15 protein-coding genes are annotated in these 16,508 nt (G+C 47.1%); all 15 read left to right on the forward strand.

The genetic code is table 11. The features are described from left to right. Positions 1–23 precede the first annotated feature (23 nt). Positions 24–1,001 carry a polysaccharide deacetylase family protein gene (locus HP568_RS28265; protein WP_048033416.1) on the forward strand — a complete coding sequence of 326 codons (978 nt, stop codon included), beginning with the start codon at positions 24–26 and terminating at the stop codon, positions 999–1,001. 112 nt (positions 1,002–1,113) lie between these two features. Then, positions 1,114–2,367, forward strand: coding sequence for a M16 family metallopeptidase (locus tag HP568_RS28270; protein ID WP_048033415.1), 1,254 nt, complete (start codon positions 1,114–1,116; stop codon positions 2,365–2,367). A 72-nt stretch (positions 2,368–2,439) separates the two neighbouring features. Further along, the gene (locus tag HP568_RS28275; protein WP_048033414.1) at positions 2,440–2,700 is read left to right on the forward strand and encodes a YlmC/YmxH family sporulation protein; all 261 of its coding nucleotides are present in this window, start codon (positions 2,440–2,442) and stop codon (positions 2,698–2,700) included. A 137-nt stretch (positions 2,701–2,837) separates the two neighbouring features. Next, positions 2,838–3,740: a dipicolinate synthase subunit DpsA gene (gene dpsA / locus HP568_RS28280; RefSeq protein WP_017249282.1), complete on the forward strand. Its 903-nt coding sequence runs from the start codon at positions 2,838–2,840 to the stop codon at positions 3,738–3,740. After that, positions 3,737–4,333 carry a dipicolinate synthase subunit B gene (locus tag HP568_RS28285; protein ID WP_007719213.1) on the forward strand — a complete coding sequence of 199 codons (597 nt, stop codon included), beginning with the start codon at positions 3,737–3,739 and terminating at the stop codon, positions 4,331–4,333. The genes dpsA and HP568_RS28285 overlap by 4 nt, the downstream gene beginning before the upstream one ends. Positions 4,334–4,390: 57 nt before the next feature. Next, entirely contained in the window at positions 4,391–5,431 is a 1,041-nt protein-coding gene (locus HP568_RS28290) for an aspartate-semialdehyde dehydrogenase (RefSeq protein ID WP_048033413.1), read from the forward strand. Between the two features lie 11 nt (positions 5,432–5,442). Further along, entirely contained in the window at positions 5,443–6,669 is a 1,227-nt protein-coding gene (gene dapG / locus HP568_RS28295; RefSeq protein ID WP_048033412.1) for an aspartate kinase, read from the forward strand. A 55-nt stretch (positions 6,670–6,724) separates the two neighbouring features. Further along, positions 6,725–7,591 (forward strand): 4-hydroxy-tetrahydrodipicolinate synthase, encoded by an 867-nt coding sequence (gene dapA / locus HP568_RS28300; RefSeq protein ID WP_173630841.1) that lies wholly within the window; start codon positions 6,725–6,727, stop codon positions 7,589–7,591. Positions 7,592–7,706: 115 nt separating this feature from the next. Next, positions 7,707–9,413: a ribonuclease J gene (locus HP568_RS28305; protein ID WP_217366822.1), complete on the forward strand. Its 1,707-nt coding sequence runs from the start codon at positions 7,707–7,709 to the stop codon at positions 9,411–9,413. A 123-nt stretch (positions 9,414–9,536) separates the two neighbouring features. Beyond that, entirely contained in the window at positions 9,537–10,361 is an 825-nt protein-coding gene (locus tag HP568_RS28310) for a ClpP family protease (RefSeq protein ID WP_048033409.1), read from the forward strand. Beyond that, complete coding sequence (locus HP568_RS28315; protein ID WP_047067802.1) at positions 10,358–10,588, forward strand: YlzJ-like family protein; 231 nt, start codon at positions 10,358–10,360, stop codon at positions 10,586–10,588. The genes HP568_RS28310 and HP568_RS28315 overlap by 4 nt, the downstream gene beginning before the upstream one ends. 221 nt (positions 10,589–10,809) lie before the next feature. Further along, positions 10,810–13,188: an FtsK/SpoIIIE family DNA translocase gene (locus HP568_RS28320; protein WP_173630843.1), complete on the forward strand. Its 2,379-nt coding sequence runs from the start codon at positions 10,810–10,812 to the stop codon at positions 13,186–13,188. Between the two features lie 239 nt (positions 13,189–13,427). Beyond that, entirely contained in the window at positions 13,428–14,153 is a 726-nt protein-coding gene (locus tag HP568_RS28325) for a GntR family transcriptional regulator (protein WP_015891694.1), read from the forward strand. A 57-nt stretch (positions 14,154–14,210) separates the two neighbouring features. After that, on the forward strand, positions 14,211–15,257 hold the full coding sequence (locus tag HP568_RS28330; RefSeq protein ID WP_048033407.1) for a BMP family lipoprotein: 1,047 nt from the start codon (positions 14,211–14,213) through the stop codon (positions 15,255–15,257). Positions 15,258–15,350: 93 nt separating this feature from the next. Continuing rightward, a partial coding sequence (locus tag HP568_RS28335; RefSeq protein ID WP_173630844.1) for an ABC transporter ATP-binding protein occupies positions 15,351–16,508 on the forward strand: 1,158 nt, incomplete at its 3' end.

Consider the following 16,508-nt stretch of genomic DNA (forward strand, 5'->3'; position numbering starts at 1 on the left):
CGATAGAGGAGGGCGACGCCCTAATGACGAATAGGACCAGGAGACTTTTGTTCATCGTTATATATGGAGCAGCGCTGATCGTTCTCTTGAATTATCAGCCTATTCATCATTACATTAGCACGATCAAAAATGTCCAAGTAGTGAATGGAGATCGTAACGAAAACGAAAAAGCGCGTTTACGGGCGCAGATTGAAAAGTGGAAAGAGGGCAGAGAGGAACAGCCGATAGATGCCGTCGTCGATCAGACGTGGAAGGCAATTCCGGGCTATAATGGCCGTGTAGTCGATGTAGAAGAATCAATTAATAAAATGCTGGCTACTGGTGTGTCCAGTCCAGATTTGCTGGTATACAAGGAAGTACCTCCAGCGGTTTCGCTTGAGCAATTAGGAGCACAGCCCATCTATCGAGGAAATCCGAATAAACCAGCGATTTCTTTCATGATTAACGTGGCATGGGGAAATGAGTATCTCGATTCGATGCTCAATACACTCGATAAACATAAGGTAAAGACAACCTTCTTTCTGGATGGCTCTTGGGTAAAACGTTACCCAGAAGAAGCAAAAAAGATCTTGGCACGTGGCCATGAGATTGGTAATCACGCGTATTCCCATCCCGATATGAACACACTGGGAACACAGAGAATTCATCAAGAGATAAGTCGTACGCAAGATGTTATTTATAAAACGCTGGAAGTGAAGCCTTCCCTGTTTGCCCCCCCATCTGGTGCTTTTAACCAGCGCGTTGTACAGATCGCGCATTCTTCTTATCAAATGAATACGATTCTATGGACGGCAGATACGATTGACTGGCAGAAACCTTCGCCTGCTTATGTGATCAATAAAATAAGCCGGAAAATGGGCAATGGTGTCCTTGTGCTCATGCATCCTACATCTACCTCCGAGGCCAGTTTAGATCAACTCCTGACAATCGCTAAAAAGAAGGGGCTACAGCCAACGACTGTTTCGGAGGTTATTTCGAGCCGTAGACTCCCGTCACCGTAAATACATGTTCATTTATTGTGGAGACAAAGGAAGTTTGCTATAGTTAGACGTGTTTACAAGAAATTCCCCGAGGTTTCGGGTAGAGACAGATGAACAACCGAGGAGGATTTACGTGATACAACATCATACGTGTGATAACGGTCTCCGAATCGTGACGGAACGGATTCCGTCCGTTCGCTCCGTTGCCTTAGGCATCTGGGTAGGGACTGGTTCGAAATATGAAAACGAGAAAAACAACGGGATTTCCCATTTTCTCGAGCATATGTTTTTTAAAGGGACGACAACTCGTTCTGCAAAGGAAATTGCGGAAACCTTTGATGAGATTGGTGGGAACGTGAACGCCTTTACCTCGAAGGAGTATACTTGCTATTACGCAAGAGTGCTCGACCAACACGCTCCAATCGCCCTCGATGTTCTTTCTGATATGTATTTCAACTCGGTGTTTGATGCCGATGAGTTGGAAAAGGAAAAGAACGTCGTCATTGAAGAGATTAGCATGTATGAAGACGCGCCAGATGATTTGGTGCATGATTTGATTGCACGTGCTTCGTACAGCACACACCCACTGGGGTATTCAATTTTGGGGACGGAAGATGTCCTGCGCAGCTTGAAACGTGACGATTTGCTCGCTTATATTGATCAGCATTACCTGCCAACGAATACGGTGATTACAGTAGCAGGAAACTTTGAAGACAGTTTGATTGAAGACATTCAAAAGCGCTTTCAGACTTTCTCACGTCCAGGCAGTATGCCGACCTTGTCTACACCTGACTTTGCTGGAAATGTGATCGCTCATCATAAGGCGACAGAGCAAGCGCATTTGTGCCTGTCACTACCTGGCTTTAAGGTGGGGCATCCTGAAGTATACTCCTTGATTTTGCTGAACAACGTGCTGGGAGGCAGCATGAGCTCGCGTCTTTTCCAAGAAATTCGCGAAGAGCGCGGCTTGGCATACTCTGTTTATTCCTATCATTCGTCCTATAAAGAAGCGGGTACGTTCCACGTATATACAGGAACGGCACCAGAGCAAGTCGGACAGGTATTTGATATCGTCTCGCGCGTCCTGCGCGATGTCGCTGATCATGGAATTACAGACAAAGAGCTGAACAAAGGAAAAGAGCAGCTGAAAGGCAGCCTGATGCTCAGCTTGGAAAGCACGAACAGCCGTATGAGTCGACTTGGCAAGAATGAACTCCTGCTGGGCCGTCACCTTAGTCTAGACGAGATCATTGCCAAAATTGACCGAGTTTCCCATGAATCTGTCTTGGCTGTGGCGCAGCAGCTGTTCCGTTCCAAGATGGCTATGGCGATGGTGAGCCCACTCGACGGCTTCCCTGAAAACGTGAAGAACGATATTCTGTTGTAAGCAAAAATCCGGCATAGCCCGGATTTTTTTGCGTATATCAACAGTAAATGAAAGGACAAAGGGGGCTTCTCCATGCGCTTAAGCGAGTTGGGTGGGAAGGAGATTATCGGACTGGACAACGGGGAGAAAATGGGGGTCATCAGTGATTCCGATTTAATCATCCATCCCGAAAACGGTACGATTCAATCCATCATCTTGCCAGGAGGCAGTTTCTTTGGTTTCGGCAAGAAGCGAGAGGACCTCGTGATCCCATGGAGCTCCATCGTAAAAATTGGGCCACATATGGTCATCATCCAGCTTCAAGCGCCTGAGGCACAAGCTTCGCAAAAGTAGGCGCTTCTGTCACCGAAGTAGCAGGAGCGGAATAGGATGGGGGTAGACCGCATGGATTTCCGTCAACTTTTCCAAATGGAAAACCTTTGCGTTCCGATCATTTAATGCAGTAAAATGTGTGGAAAGGGGAACGCAGCATGCTAACGGGCATACATGTTGCCTTCATCGGCGGAGACGCTCGCCAGTTGGAAGTCATTAAGCGATGCATACAACTGGATGCTAGCGTCACGTTAGTTGGCTTCGACAACCTGGAAAGTAATTTTACAGGGGCAACGAAGAAACCATTAACATGCGATGTGTTGAAAGACGTGGACGCCCTCATCCTACCCATCGTAGGGACCGATGACCAAGGATACGTGGAAAGTATTTTCTGCTCCAAACAAATGCAGTTGCTAGACGAACATGTGGCGAGTCTGCCGAGTCATTGCGTGGTTTACACGGGAATGGCGAAGCCTTATCTGAAAAAGCTGTTGGCTTCCACACAGCTTCCTCTGGTGGAGCTCTTGGATCGTGATGACGTAGCTATCTATAACTCTATCCCTACTGTAGAGGGAGCGTTAATGATGGCGATTCAACATACGGATATTACGATTCATGGATCTCAGTCCATTGTTTTGGGGTTGGGCCGAACAGGTTTGTCCATGGCTCGAGCATTGCATGCGTTAGGGGCCCGCGTAAGAGTTGGGGCCAGACGTCAAGAACACTTGGCACGCATTTATGAGATGGGATTGACTCCCTTCCATATAAGCGAAGTAAGGCAACAGGTTACGAATGCTGATTTCATTTTTAATACCATCCCGCAATTATTACTCACGGCAGAAGTGATTGCTCAAATGCCTCAGTCGGCGTTTATTCTTGATCTTGCCTCCAAGCCAGGGGGAACGGATTTTCGATACGCTGAAAGACGAGGTATCAAAGCTCTTCTTGCTCCCGGATTACCTGGAATCGTTGCACCGAAAACCGCTGGACAAATTTTAGCCCAAACATTGTCTCGTCTTATTGCGGGTCAAAGGAAAGCGCCAGGAGGGGATGCAACATGAGTAAGCTTCAGGGAAAGACCATTGGATTTGGTTTGTCTGGATCGCATTGCACCTTTGAGGAAACCATGCCGCAAATTAAGCGATTTGTGGATGCTGGAGCACGGGTGGTACCAATCGTATCGAATACGATTATGACCACGGATACACGCTTCGGTACTTCCCAAAGCTGGCAGCAACAAATCAAGGAACTGACGGGGGAAGAGCTTATTTCGACGATTCCTCAGGCTGAGCCGTTGGGACCTTCCAAGTTGTTGGATGTCATGCTGATTGCGCCTTGCACAGGCAGTACGACGAGTCGACTGGCGAATGCCATTACGGATAGTGCCGTACTGATGGCAGCTAAAGCGACGATGCGTAATCTGCGACCTATAGTGATTGCCATTTCTACCAATGATGGTCTGGGATTAAATGCAGCCAATATTGCCAAGCTGTTGGCCGCGAAAAATATGTATTTCGTACCGTTCGGGCAGGATGCCCCGGATAAAAAACCGAACTCGCTTGTAGCTCGTATGGATCTCTTATTGGAAACATGCGAAGCAGCTTTGGAAGGTCGACAATTGCAACCCTTGCTCATCGAAAGATTTAACTACTAATAAGACTACAGAAAAAACAATTAACCTGCTTTTTCGCGATTAGGAGGAGAGTAAGAGATGGCAAACCAACTGACTTTCAATGTTGCTGTAGTCGGTGCGACTGGTGCAGTCGGACAGCAGATGATTCAACTATTAGAAAAGCGCAACTTCCCAATCAAACAGCTTAAGCTGCTTGCTTCTGGACGTTCTGCAGGAAAAACAGTCACCTTCAAGGGGCAAGAAATTGTACTGGAAGAGGCAACTCCAGACAGTTTTGCAGGGGTTGATTTTGCCTTGTTTAGTGCTGGCGGATCGGTCAGCAAGGAACTGGCTCATCATGCAGTGCGTCATGGTGCAGTTGTCATTGACAATACCAGCGCATTCCGGATGGATCCAGATGTTCCTCTCGTTGTGCCAGAAGTAAACATGGATGCTGCGCTCGCTCATAATGGAATCATTGCGAATCCGAATTGCTCTACGATTCAGATGGTTGCCGCTCTAAAACCCCTTTATGATCGTTTTGGTATAGACCGAATTATCGTTTCTACTTACCAGGCAGTATCTGGTGCAGGTCAATCTGCGATCAATGAATTACTCGACCAAAGTCGAGATATTTTGGATGGTAAAGAACCGCAGTGTAACGTACTTCCCGTAGGCAAATTGCCTGTACATCATCAGATTGCGTACAACGCGATTCCGCAGATTGATGTGTTCACCGACAATGGTTTTACTTATGAAGAAATGAAAATGATCAATGAGACCAAAAAAATCTTCGGTGATGACACTGTACTTGTTTCAGCTACTTGCGTACGTATTCCAGTGGTCTATGGCCATAGCGAGTCGGTATATGTAGAGCTGAAACAGGATTACGATCTGGCAGAAGTAAAGGCCCTGCTGAAAAACGCTCCCGGTGTCGTGTTAGTAGATGTGCCGGAGGAACAGCAGTATCCACTCGCTACTGATGCAACAGGCAAACTGGAAGTATTCGTGGGCCGGGTGCGTCGTGATCTCCATCATCCTCGTGGACTGCATATGTGGATCGTTTCTGACAATCTTCTCAAGGGTGCAGCATGGAATACAGTACAAATCGCTGAAGAACTCATAAAAGCAAGAGTATAGGGGAGAGGTTAGTGAAGATTCTCGTCCAGAAGTTCGGTGGTTCTTCCTTGACGACGGAGGATTGCCGGATGCGGGCAATCTACCATATGGAAAAAGCAATTGATGAGGGTTATGCCCTCGTCGTTGTCGTATCGGCAATGGGTCGCAAAGGTGATCCATACGCAACCGATACACTCTTGCAGTTGGTTCGTGCGAATGGGAACCAACTGCCAAGTCGAGAAACGGATATGCTGATGCATACCGGAGAAATCATCTCTGCTACAGTCATGTGCAGCATGCTGAATGCACGAGGAATTAAAGCAACCATTTTGACAGGCGGTCAGGCAAATATTGTGACGAGCGACGACTTTACGAATGCACAAATTATGTCGATCGATCCAAGCCGTATTTTGCAGGACTTGCAGGAAAGTCAGGTTGTGATCGTTCCAGGGTTTCAGGGACGTACAGCCGATTGGGAAATTACGACACTGGGGCGGGGCGGAAGCGATACGACTGCAACCGCTCTCGGTGTCGCCTTGAAGGCTGAAACGGTGGATATTTTCACCGACGTGGAAGGCATCATGACGGCGGACCCGCGTATCGTCGAAGAAGCGCAGCGGCTCGGTATGGTGACCTACACGGAGATTTGCAACATGGCTCACCTCGGTGCAAAAGTTATTCATCCTAGAGCGGTGGAGATCGCGATGCACGCAAACGTACCGATTCGTGTTCGCTCTACGTTTTCGGACGACCCCGGTACACTCGTTACGACTATGCTGGAGATCGGGAAATTGGGCTACACTGTACACGACAGAGTCGTCATGGGAATTGCTCATGTACCGAACATTACGCAGATCAAGGTCGCGAACAAAGAAGGGTCTTACGATACTCAGCTACAAGTCTTCAAAACGATGGCAACCAATAACATCAGTGTAGATTTCATCAATGTGAACCCAATGGGTGTTGCTTACACGGTCCATGATGAAATGGGAGAAAAAGCTGCTCGTCTGTTAACGGAAATGGGTTACGAGCCGCAGCTTTTGCCGCATTGTGCAAAAGTGTCCGTTATTGGTGCAGGTATGACGGGCGTGCCGGGCGTGATGGCGCGAATCGTGGAGGCACTTACGCAAGAAGACATTCAAATTCTTCAATCGGCAGACTCCCATACAACCATCTGGGTACTCGTGCATGAAATGGATATGGTGAGGGCTGTTCGTGCGCTTCATCAGCAGTTCAACCTGCATGTTCAACATATGTAAGAACATATCCTGACTAAAATACCTACTGATCACAATAAGAGGAGTTGGAGAGGTAGTGGCACGTTTTGGCCGACTGGTTACCGCTATGGTAACACCTTTTAATGAGCAGCTACAGGTCGATTACGATAAAACAGAGCGACTGATTGACTATTTGATTGCAAATGGTACAACTGGAATCGTACTAAGTGGTACCACGGGTGAATCACCGACCTTATCCCGTACGGAGAAACTCGATCTTTTCCGTCATGTGGTTTCCTACGCAAAAGGAAGATGCCACATCATTGCAGGAACAGGCAGCAATGATACAGCATCAAGCATTGAGTTCACCCAAGCTGTACAATCCATTGGCGTAGACGCTGTCATGGTGGTTGCACCTTATTACAGCAAGCCATCGCAGGAAGGGCTTTACGCACACTTCAAGGCATTATCGGAAGCAACCGAGCTGCCGGTGATGCTGTATAATGTGCCAGGAAGATCCGTCGTTAATATGACTGCCGAAACGACACTTCGTTTGGCGGAACTGCCTAATGTAGTATGCATTAAGGAAGCCTCCGGCAATTTGTCGCAGATGTCGCAAATCATTGAACATGCTCCGGAAGGTTTTGAGCTGTACAGTGGTGACGATGGTTTAACCTTGCCGATCCTGTCTATCGGGGGAGTGGGCATTGTCAGTGTGGCGAGTCACGTAGTTGGCCGTCCAATGACAGACATGATGGACGCCTTTTTTGCCGGTAACTTTACGGAGGCAGCAAGACTCCATCGCAAGCTGTTGCCGATTTTTGAAGGCCTGTTTGCCTACCCGAGCCCAGGACCGACCAAGGTCGCTTTAGAAAAGCTCGGCGTTCAAGTTGGGGGAGTTCGACTGCCTTTAGTCGAGCTGAACGAACAAGAAAAAGCATACGTGCATTCCCTGCTTGTTTAACTCCATAGAAGATCAAGAGCCATTCCTGCCCGGGATGGCTCTTTTTCCTTGTGTTCATGATTTCACTTCGGGTATAATAAGAACAAGTGATTTGGGGCGGTTTTTTTGAGTGGACATGACAACTAAATATAGGAGGTTACACGTTTTGGCAAAGTCGAATCACTCTGTTCTCGTTTTCGCCCTGGGCGGAGTCGGCGAAATTGGGAAGAATATGTACGTGGTACAAAGCGGTGACGACATCGTAGTGATTGATGCCGGATTGAAGTTCCCAGAAGAGGAAATGCTGGGGATTGATATGGTTATTCCGGATATCACCTACTTGGAGGAACATCGCGACAAGGTTCGGGGTATTATTATTACGCATGGACACGAAGACCACATCGGCGGCCTCAGCTACGTGCTGAAGCATTTGAAAGTCCCGGTTTATGCGACAAAACTTACCCTTGGTTTAATTGATGCAAAGTTAAAAGAAGCGGGCATCCTAAACGAAACAAAACGCGTATTGATCAACAGCGACTCGGAAGTCGTTCTCGGAAAGATGAAGGCGACCTTTTTCCGCGTAAACCACAGCATCCCGGATTGTGTAGGGGTATGCCTGGATACGCCAGAAGGTTACATCGTTCATACAGGAGACTTCAAGTTCGATCAAACACCTGTTAACAATCAGGTGGCTGATCTGGCAAAAATGGCGATGATCGGTGACAGAGGCGTTTTGTGCTTGCTCTCTGACAGTACGAATGCAGAACGGCCTGGATTTACCGGATCGGAACGCTCAGTGGGCAAAGCACTCATGGATGTGTTCAGCAAAGCATCTGGACGTATTGTTGTTTCTACGTTTGCATCAAATGTTCACCGCATTCAACAAGTGGTGGACGCTGCAGCACAGTTCAACCGTAAATTGACGGTTGTTGGCCGGAGCATGCAAAATGTCATTACTATCAGCAGAGACTTAGGGTACTTGCTGGTCCCTGAGGGATTGATTGTTGAGATCGATGAAATCAACAAATTGCCTGTTGAACAAGTCGTTATTTTATCAACTGGAAGCCAAGGAGAGCCTATGTCCGCGCTCACTCGGATGGCCCGATCCGCCCATCGGAAAATTGACATCCTTCCAGGCGATACTGTTATTATTGCAGCCACTCCCATTCCAGGGAATGAAAAATACGTGGCGCGTACGATCGATCAATTATCGCGCATTGGTGCAGATGTCATTTATGGTGGCCATGGACCTAACGGAACCGTCCACGTCTCCGGTCATGGTAGCCAAGAAGAATTGCGCCTGATGCTTAACCTAATGAAGCCTAAGTACTTTATTCCTGTTCACGGTGAATATCGCATGTTGAAAACGCATGCCTTACTTGCTGAACAGGTTGGCATTCCTGAAGAAAACATGTTCTTGCTGGATAACGGCGATACAGTTGAATTTTTAGGGGGCAAGGCCCGTTACGGTGGAAAAGTCCATGCTGGCAATGTTTTGATTGACGGCTTGGGCGTTGGTGATGTAGGAAACATCGTACTTAGAGATCGCAAATTACTGTCACAAGATGGCATACTGGTAGTTGTCGTTACACTCAGCAAACAAAATGGCACGATTTTGTCTGGTCCAGACATCATTTCTCGCGGTTTCGTCTACGTGCGTGAATCCGAAGAGTTGCTGGATGAGGCAAATCGCATAGTGACCCAAACACTTGTCAAATGCATGGAAGAAAATGTGAATGAATGGTCTTCACTGAAAAATAACGTAAAAGAGTCGTTAGGCCGCTATCTGTACGAGCAAACGCGCAGACGTCCGATGATCTTACCGATTATCATGGAAGTGTAGGATCACTTGATAAAGAGCTAGAAACCCTTTTGAAGAAGGGTTTCTGGCTTTTTTTGGCTTTGTAGGCGCATGATTTTTCCTCCCCTTATCCATACTACAGAGGAAAGTGAGGGAGGATCATCCATGCCGAATCAACAATTTAACGATTTTCTAAATAGGCCACCGTTTGGAAACACAACGGTAAATAGTAAGGAATCCCGGCCACAATCACCAACTGATGATCAGGAGCCTGCAGCTTCGCCGCCGTCAGAAGCACCTGCACAAGAAGATCCGAAGAAAAAACTGCTCGATTCCATTACGCAACTGGGTCAGACTAACGTCCCGCAGCTCGAAAGCAATATTTATTGTATGACTATCATCGGACAAGTAGAAGGGCATATTCAGCTCCCTCCTCAAAATAAGACGACCAAATACGAGCACCTCATCCCTCAATTGGTTGCGGCAGAACAAAACAGCAAAATAGAGGGCGTGCTTGTTATTTTGAATACGGTTGGTGGGGATGTGGAAGCGGGCTTGGCGATTGCGGAAATGGTTTCTTCCTTATCCAAACCGGTAGTCACACTCGTACTCGGCGGTGGTCATAGTATTGGTGTGCCAATCGCTGTAGCTGGTTCGTACTCGTTTATTGCAGAAACGGCTACAATGACAATCCACCCGATCCGCTTGACGGGTCTTGTAATTGGTGTGCCCCAAACGTTTGAGTACTTGGACAAAATGCAAGATCGTGTCGTTAGCTTCATTTCCCGTCACTCCAATGTCTCGGAAGATAAGTTCCGTGAGCTTATGACCCGAACCGGTGAATTGACACGAGACATCGGAACCAATGTGATTGGCGTAGATGCGGTGAAATATGGTTTGATTGATGAAGTCGGTGGCCTTGGAAGTGCGCTGAAAAAGCTGAATGAACTGATCAAAGCGCAAAAAGGTGAGGAGAGTGTACTCCAATGATCTTATACTCCATCATTCCGATGGAAACGGTTTTTGAGAACATGGAGCAAGTGGAAAAACAAGAGCTGAAAGAGATCGCAGTGGGTCACGCCACGATGCTCATTGAGCAAACCGGACCGTTTGAAGGAAAAATCGTCAGGCTCATTAGTCCAGATCCTCAAGACTACTTAAAGGAGCAGTACGCACCGGGACAAAAAATCCAGTTTCAACCTGAATGGCTCGCCTAAGAAGTCCTGTATTTCTATGAATTTCCTGTGTTATACTAGTAATGTACGAACAGCAGCCGAACACGCGACGGCTGCCTTTTTTAACGAATAGGAATTTATAAATTAAATTCCGGAGCGCATGGAAACTTTCCGCTAAAACGCGGTCGCTCCACGTTGAAAAGGCCTTGATAGAGGGTTTCTTACCATTCGGTACATAACGAGTGTAATGACGAGGAGGAGGCGTGCCATTGAGTAGGAGAAAAAAAGAGCGTTCACAAGCGGCATTGGCCTCAGTTGTCAAAATAGAGCTGCTGGGACTTCTCATCATCGTGCTGTCCTTGATCGGGCTTTTGGAGAGTGGATGGCTAGGCAAAAATGTACTGGCACTTCTATTTCGGTTTATTGCGGGCTCATGGGATTTCATCATTCCTGTTCTGCTAATCGGTATGGCCATACATATGATGTTTACAAGAAAGTCACCGAAGCTTACTTACCGCGTCTTAGGGATAGCTCTCATTGGTGTGGCGATTTTGACCTGGGATCACATGATTCTGTACAAACAAATTACCGCAGATGGAAAATTTGCAGAGCAAAGCATCATTAAGGTTACGTGGGACAGAATTTGGCTCGATCATGGTCAGAAAGTGTCCACCACCGGGGTAGGCGGAGGAATGGTCGGTGCCCTGTTTTTTGCGGTGACAAATGGTCTTGTTGGAACAATTGGTACTGGTCTCGTGATTGTTTTCCTTTTCCTTGTGGGACTGATGTTTCTGTTCAATCTTTCTTATGTAAACATTTTGATGTTTGCCAAGGACAAGCTCGCTTTGTTTTACGGAAAGGCCAAGGATACAGTGAAGGACTCTGTACAGCTTTTGCAGGAAGAGAGCGAGAAGCGAAAGAAGGAAGCAAAGGAAGCCGAAGAAGCTCGCAAGCATAAGCAATCGGAGGAAGAGAACGAGGTCATTGCAGTTACGGCGTTAAAAGAGCAAAAATCTCATCCACAGCCTGCTATTCAGGTGGAAGAAGTCCAGCAACCGAACGCCCCGTTAATTCGTGATTTTACAGATCGCATTGCGTTGGATGAAGATGAGGAACCGGTTGATCCTAGTCATCAAGCGAGAGCTGCACAACCGAAAACGAACCAGGAAATTACGTTTGCGCTCGAAGGAGAAGAAGAAATCTTCGGTACAATAGATACTGGAGAAGAACAGAACACCATACCGTATGAGCTGCCAAGTCTACAAATGCTCGCAAGACCCAAGGCGAGTTCTACAGGAAAAGACGTCGATCATACCTCAAATGCGGCGAAATTAGTGCAGACACTGAAGAGCTTTGGGGTCAATGCAACGGTTTCCGAAGTACATCGCGGACCAGCTGTTACACGATATGAAGTTCAGCCTGCTACAGGAGTAAAAGTAAGCAGGATTGTCAGCTTGACGGATGACCTTGCTTTGGCATTGGCGGCAAAAGATATCCGGATTGAGGCACCAATCCCAGGAAAATCAGCCATCGGCATCGAGGTTCCGAACTCGGAGGTAGCAGTCGTATCCCTACGAGAAGTATTGGAAGCTCCCGAGTATCAAGATGCGCCAGGGAAGCTCACCGTTGCTCTTGGCCGGGATATTTCCGGAGAGCCGATCGTAGCAGATTTGACCAAAATGCCCCATTTGCTTGTAGCCGGTGCGACCGGAAGCGGAAAATCAGTATGCATTAATGGATTGATCATGAGTATTTTGTTCAAGGCCAAACCAGAAGAAGTCAAGCTGATGATGGTTGACCCGAAAATGGTGGAACTGAATGTGTACAACGGAATTCCACATTTGTTGGCTCCTGTTGTTACTGACCCGAGAAGGGCTTCTGTTGCATTGAAAAAGGTCGTGGCCGAGATGGAGCGGCGTTATAATTTGTTTGCCAAAACAGGGAGCCGCAATATTGAAATGTACAATGCCCAAGTGGTAGGGACGCCACTACCCTATATTGTCGTCATCGTCGATGAGCTTGCTGACTTGATGATGGTAGCTCCGGGAGAAGTAGAGGATGCGATTTGTCGACTCGCGCAAATGGCTCGTGCTTCCGGAATTCATCTCATCATCGCGACACAACGTCCTTCCGTAGATGTCATTACGGGTGTAATCAAGGCAAATATCCCGTCCCGTATTGCCTTTGGGGTATCTTCGATGGCTGACTCCAGAACGATTCTGGATATGGGGGGAGCAGAAAAGCTTCTCGGAAGAGGGGACATGCTTTCGCTGCCGATGGGAGCATCCAAGCCGACTCGTGTTCAAGGGGCCTTTGTATCCGACAAGGAAGTAGAAGAGGTCGTTCGTTTTGTGAAAGAACAGCAAGAGGTTCGCTACAATGAAGAAATGATCCCCGGTGATGTGCAGGAGGAACAGCAGCCAGTCGTGGATGATGAACTGTACGATCAAGCTGTCCAAATCGTTTCAGAAGCTCAAACGGCATCGGCATCCTTGTTGCAGCGTCGTCTCCGTGTCGGTTATACGCGAGCCGCACGTTTGATTGATATGATGGAAGCTCAAGGAGTAGTCGGTCCATATGAGGGAAGCAAGCCTCGTGAGGTTCGTCTTCCACGCCCGTCCATAGAAAGTAATATTTCATAAAGTGAGACCTTGCCAGTATTTGTACTGGTAGGGTCTTTTTTCCTATTTTAGGAGAAAAATCCCTGTCGAAATTAATCATTTTGCATTATTATTCATAAATATTTGGCTTGCATGATACTCGCCCCTCATGTAAAATTTCTAAGAGATTGACGGAAATTGTTGTTATTAAGTCTCATACGAATCAGAGGTCTGACGTCCTACCTGTTGGGATGGCTGAAGGACAGCAGGAGTGAATGATGATGAGCATCAAAGGGAATGTTCGATCACTGTTTCTCTTGGTAATGGACAAGATCAAGAGTGATATCGAAACCGGACTTCTTCGTCCTGGTGAACGCCTCCCTTCTGAAGCCGAACTATCCAAACAGCTTGGTGTAAGCAGGGCGACGCTTCGCGAGGCACTCCGACTTCTTGAGGAAGAGAAGATTGTCATTCGTAGACACGGTGTAGGTACCTTTATTAATTCAAAGCCTGTTTTTTCAGGTGGGATTGGGGAACTCTTTAGTGTGACGGATGCAATCGAGCGTCAAGGATATACGGCAGGAACCTTGATCCTGAAAACATCCTTTGGCGAATCTGCTGAAGAAGAGAGGAAGCGGCTAGCCTTAAATCCGGGTGAAGGCGTTCTCATAGTAGAGCGAATTCGAACGGCTGACGGTGAGCCTGTGGTTTATTGTGTGGACCGCATTCCTGCACATCTGGTGCCCGAGGGCTATGCGGCAAGTGGAGAGTCTATCTTCAAATGGCTAGAGAGCGTAACAGGGGTAAGGATCGCATACGCAGTAGCCGATATTGAACCTGTGGGCTACAATGAAAAGGTTTCCAACCTGCTGCACTGCGATAAATCTGCTCCCATGCTCTTGCTCAAACAGATTCATTACGACGAAAGTGAAAAGCCAGTGCTATACTCCCATAATTACTTCAGGGCTGACAAAATTCACTTTCATGTCGTACGGAGACGGTTGTAACTGTGGGGGCGACCTCACTCAACAATTTCATCAACTAAAAACAGGGGGTAATCTCAGATGAAGAAAGTTCTATCCGTGCTTTCTGTGGCAACACTCAGCCTGTCGCTCGTTCTCGCTGGCTGCGGAAGCAAACCAGAAGCACAGCCTCAAGGCCAAACTGGTAGCAATGGAGGCGCTCCAGCCGCTAAAGCTATCAAAGTAGGTATGGTTACAGACGTTGGCGGTGTAAACGACAACTCCTTTAACCAGAGTGCTTGGGAAGGGCTGCAAAAACTCCAAACCGATTTGAATCTCCCGAAAGAAAATGTAAACTATCTGCAATCAAAATCAGATGCTGACTATGTACCAAACCTGACTCAATTCGTAAAAGACGGTTGGGATCTGACTTGGGGTATCGGCTTCCTGATGGGTGACCACCTGAAAAAAGTAGCAGATGAAAACAAAGACGCAAAATTGGCGATCATCGACGCTGAAGTTGATGCTCCTAACGTTGCATCTGTACTCTTTAAAGAGCATGAAGGCTCCTTCCTCGCTGGGGTAGTTGCAGCGAAAATGACCAAAACGAAAAAGGTTGGATTCGTGGGTGGCGTTGACATCCCGGTAATCAAACGTTTTGATCTTGGTTTCGAAGCGGGTGTAAAAGCTGTTGATCCAAGCATTCAAGTAGTTAAAGTTTACACGGGTGCTTTTGATAAACCAGACATGGGTAAATCCACGGCTTCCTCCATGTACGGTCAAGGTGTGGACATCATCTTCCACGCTTCCGGCGGTACAGGCGACGGTGTGTTCAACGAAGCAAAAGACCGTAAAGCTAAAGGCGAGAACGTATGGGTAATCGGTGTTGACAAAGACCAATCCCTGACTTTCGGCGACGAAATCACTTTGACTTCCATGGTAAAACGTGTTGACGAAGCAGTTATTCGTGTAGCGAAAGACCTGTCTGAGGGTAAATTCAAAGGCGGAGTACAATGGCTCGGACTGGCTGAAAACGGTGTAGGTCTGGCTGACACTTCCACGAAGAACGTTCCTGAAGACGTACTGAAGCTGGTTGAAGAATACAAGCAAAAAATCGTTAAAGGCGAAATCACAGTTCCTGACAAGTAAAAACTAAGGAAGCTGCAAATGGACAAGGCTGGTTCGAGCTACTGGCCTTGTCCTTTACCTTCACAATAGACCCGAAAAATGGGGTGAGCATGCATGAACTCGGTAAAAAAAGTGGTTGAAATGAGAGGGATCACAAAACGGTTCCCAGGCATTGTTGCGAATGACAGTATTACACTGTCTGTAGGTAAAGGTGAAATTCATGCGCTGCTTGGAGAGAATGGCGCAGGTAAGTCCACACTCATGAATATCTTGTTCGGTCTATATCAGCCGGATGAAGGCGAAATTCTGATTAACGAGAAAGTTGTACAGATCACCAGTCCAAGGGTTGCAAACGAACTTGGTATCGGAATGGTTCACCAACATTTTATGCTCGTAGAAACATTTACAGTCACTGAAAACATTGTGCTAGGAAATGAACCGAAAAACGGGTTGAAGATAGATATTCAAAGCGCTGAGAAAGCGGTAGAAAAACTGTCGAATCAATACGGGCTCAAAGTTGATCCGAGAGCAAAAATCCAGGATATCTCCGTAGGGATGCAGCAGCGCGTAGAGATTTTGAAAACGCTTTATCGCGGCGCGGACATCTTGATTTTTGATGAGCCTACGGCTGTATTGACGCCGCAGGAAATCCATGAACTTATCGAGATCATGCATAACTTGGTAAAAGAAGGTAAGACGATTATCCTGATCACACACAAGCTAAAAGAAATTATGGCTGTATGTGACGCGGTTACGATCATTCGTCGAGGAAAAGTCATTGACTCCGTATTGGTAAAAGATACGAATCCAGACGACTTGGCTGCAAAAATGGTTGGTCGTGAAGTAAACTTCCGCGTGGATAAAACGGAAGCAAAACCAAAAGAAACAATCTTGGCTGTAGAGAACTTGACTGCGATGGGTAACCGAGGTGTGAATGCACTGAACAATCTCAGCTTAGAGGTTCGCGCTGGTGAAATTCTCGGAATTGCTGGAGTCGACGGAAACGGCCAAAGTGAACTGATTGAAGTATTAACTGGCTTGCGTAAAGCAACAAGTGGGCGTGTCCTTCTTAATGGCAAAGAAATTACGAATCAAAATCCGCGAAACATCTCGGAATCAGGATTGTCTCATATTCCTGAAGACCGACATAAACGAGGATTGGTTCTTGATTTCACCATGAGTGAAAATATGGTATTGGAAACGTACTTCCATCCAACGTTTTGCAAAGGCGGTTTTCTTGATTATGGCGCCATTGACAAGCATGCGGCCAAG

Source organism: Brevibacillus sp. MS2.2 (assembly GCF_013284345.1).
In the GTDB taxonomy this organism is placed as follows: domain Bacteria; phylum Bacillota; class Bacilli; order Brevibacillales; family Brevibacillaceae; genus Brevibacillus; species Brevibacillus brevis_C.

Excerpts from the sequence above, each read along its gene's own strand:
- HP568_RS28310 (WP_048033409.1), top strand. The coding sequence starts at position 9,537 with ATGCCGAATCAACAATTTAACGATTTTCTAAATAGGCCACCGTTTGGA.
- HP568_RS28325 (WP_015891694.1), top strand. The coding sequence starts at position 13,428 with ATGAGCATCAAAGGGAATGTTCGATCACTGTTTCTCTTGGTAATGGAC.
- HP568_RS28305 (WP_217366822.1), top strand. The coding sequence starts at position 7,707 with ATGACAACTAAATATAGGAGGTTACACGTTTTGGCAAAGTCGAATCAC.
- HP568_RS28265 (WP_048033416.1), top strand. The coding sequence starts at position 24 with ATGACGAATAGGACCAGGAGACTTTTGTTCATCGTTATATATGGAGCA.
- dpsA (WP_017249282.1), top strand. The coding sequence starts at position 2,838 with ATGCTAACGGGCATACATGTTGCCTTCATCGGCGGAGACGCTCGCCAG.
- HP568_RS28275 (WP_048033414.1), top strand. The coding sequence starts at position 2,440 with ATGCGCTTAAGCGAGTTGGGTGGGAAGGAGATTATCGGACTGGACAAC.
- HP568_RS28330 (WP_048033407.1), top strand. The coding sequence starts at position 14,211 with ATGAAGAAAGTTCTATCCGTGCTTTCTGTGGCAACACTCAGCCTGTCG.
- HP568_RS28290 (WP_048033413.1), top strand. The coding sequence starts at position 4,391 with ATGGCAAACCAACTGACTTTCAATGTTGCTGTAGTCGGTGCGACTGGT.
- HP568_RS28315 (WP_047067802.1), top strand. The coding sequence starts at position 10,358 with ATGATCTTATACTCCATCATTCCGATGGAAACGGTTTTTGAGAACATG.
- HP568_RS28285 (WP_007719213.1), top strand. The coding sequence starts at position 3,737 with ATGAGTAAGCTTCAGGGAAAGACCATTGGATTTGGTTTGTCTGGATCG.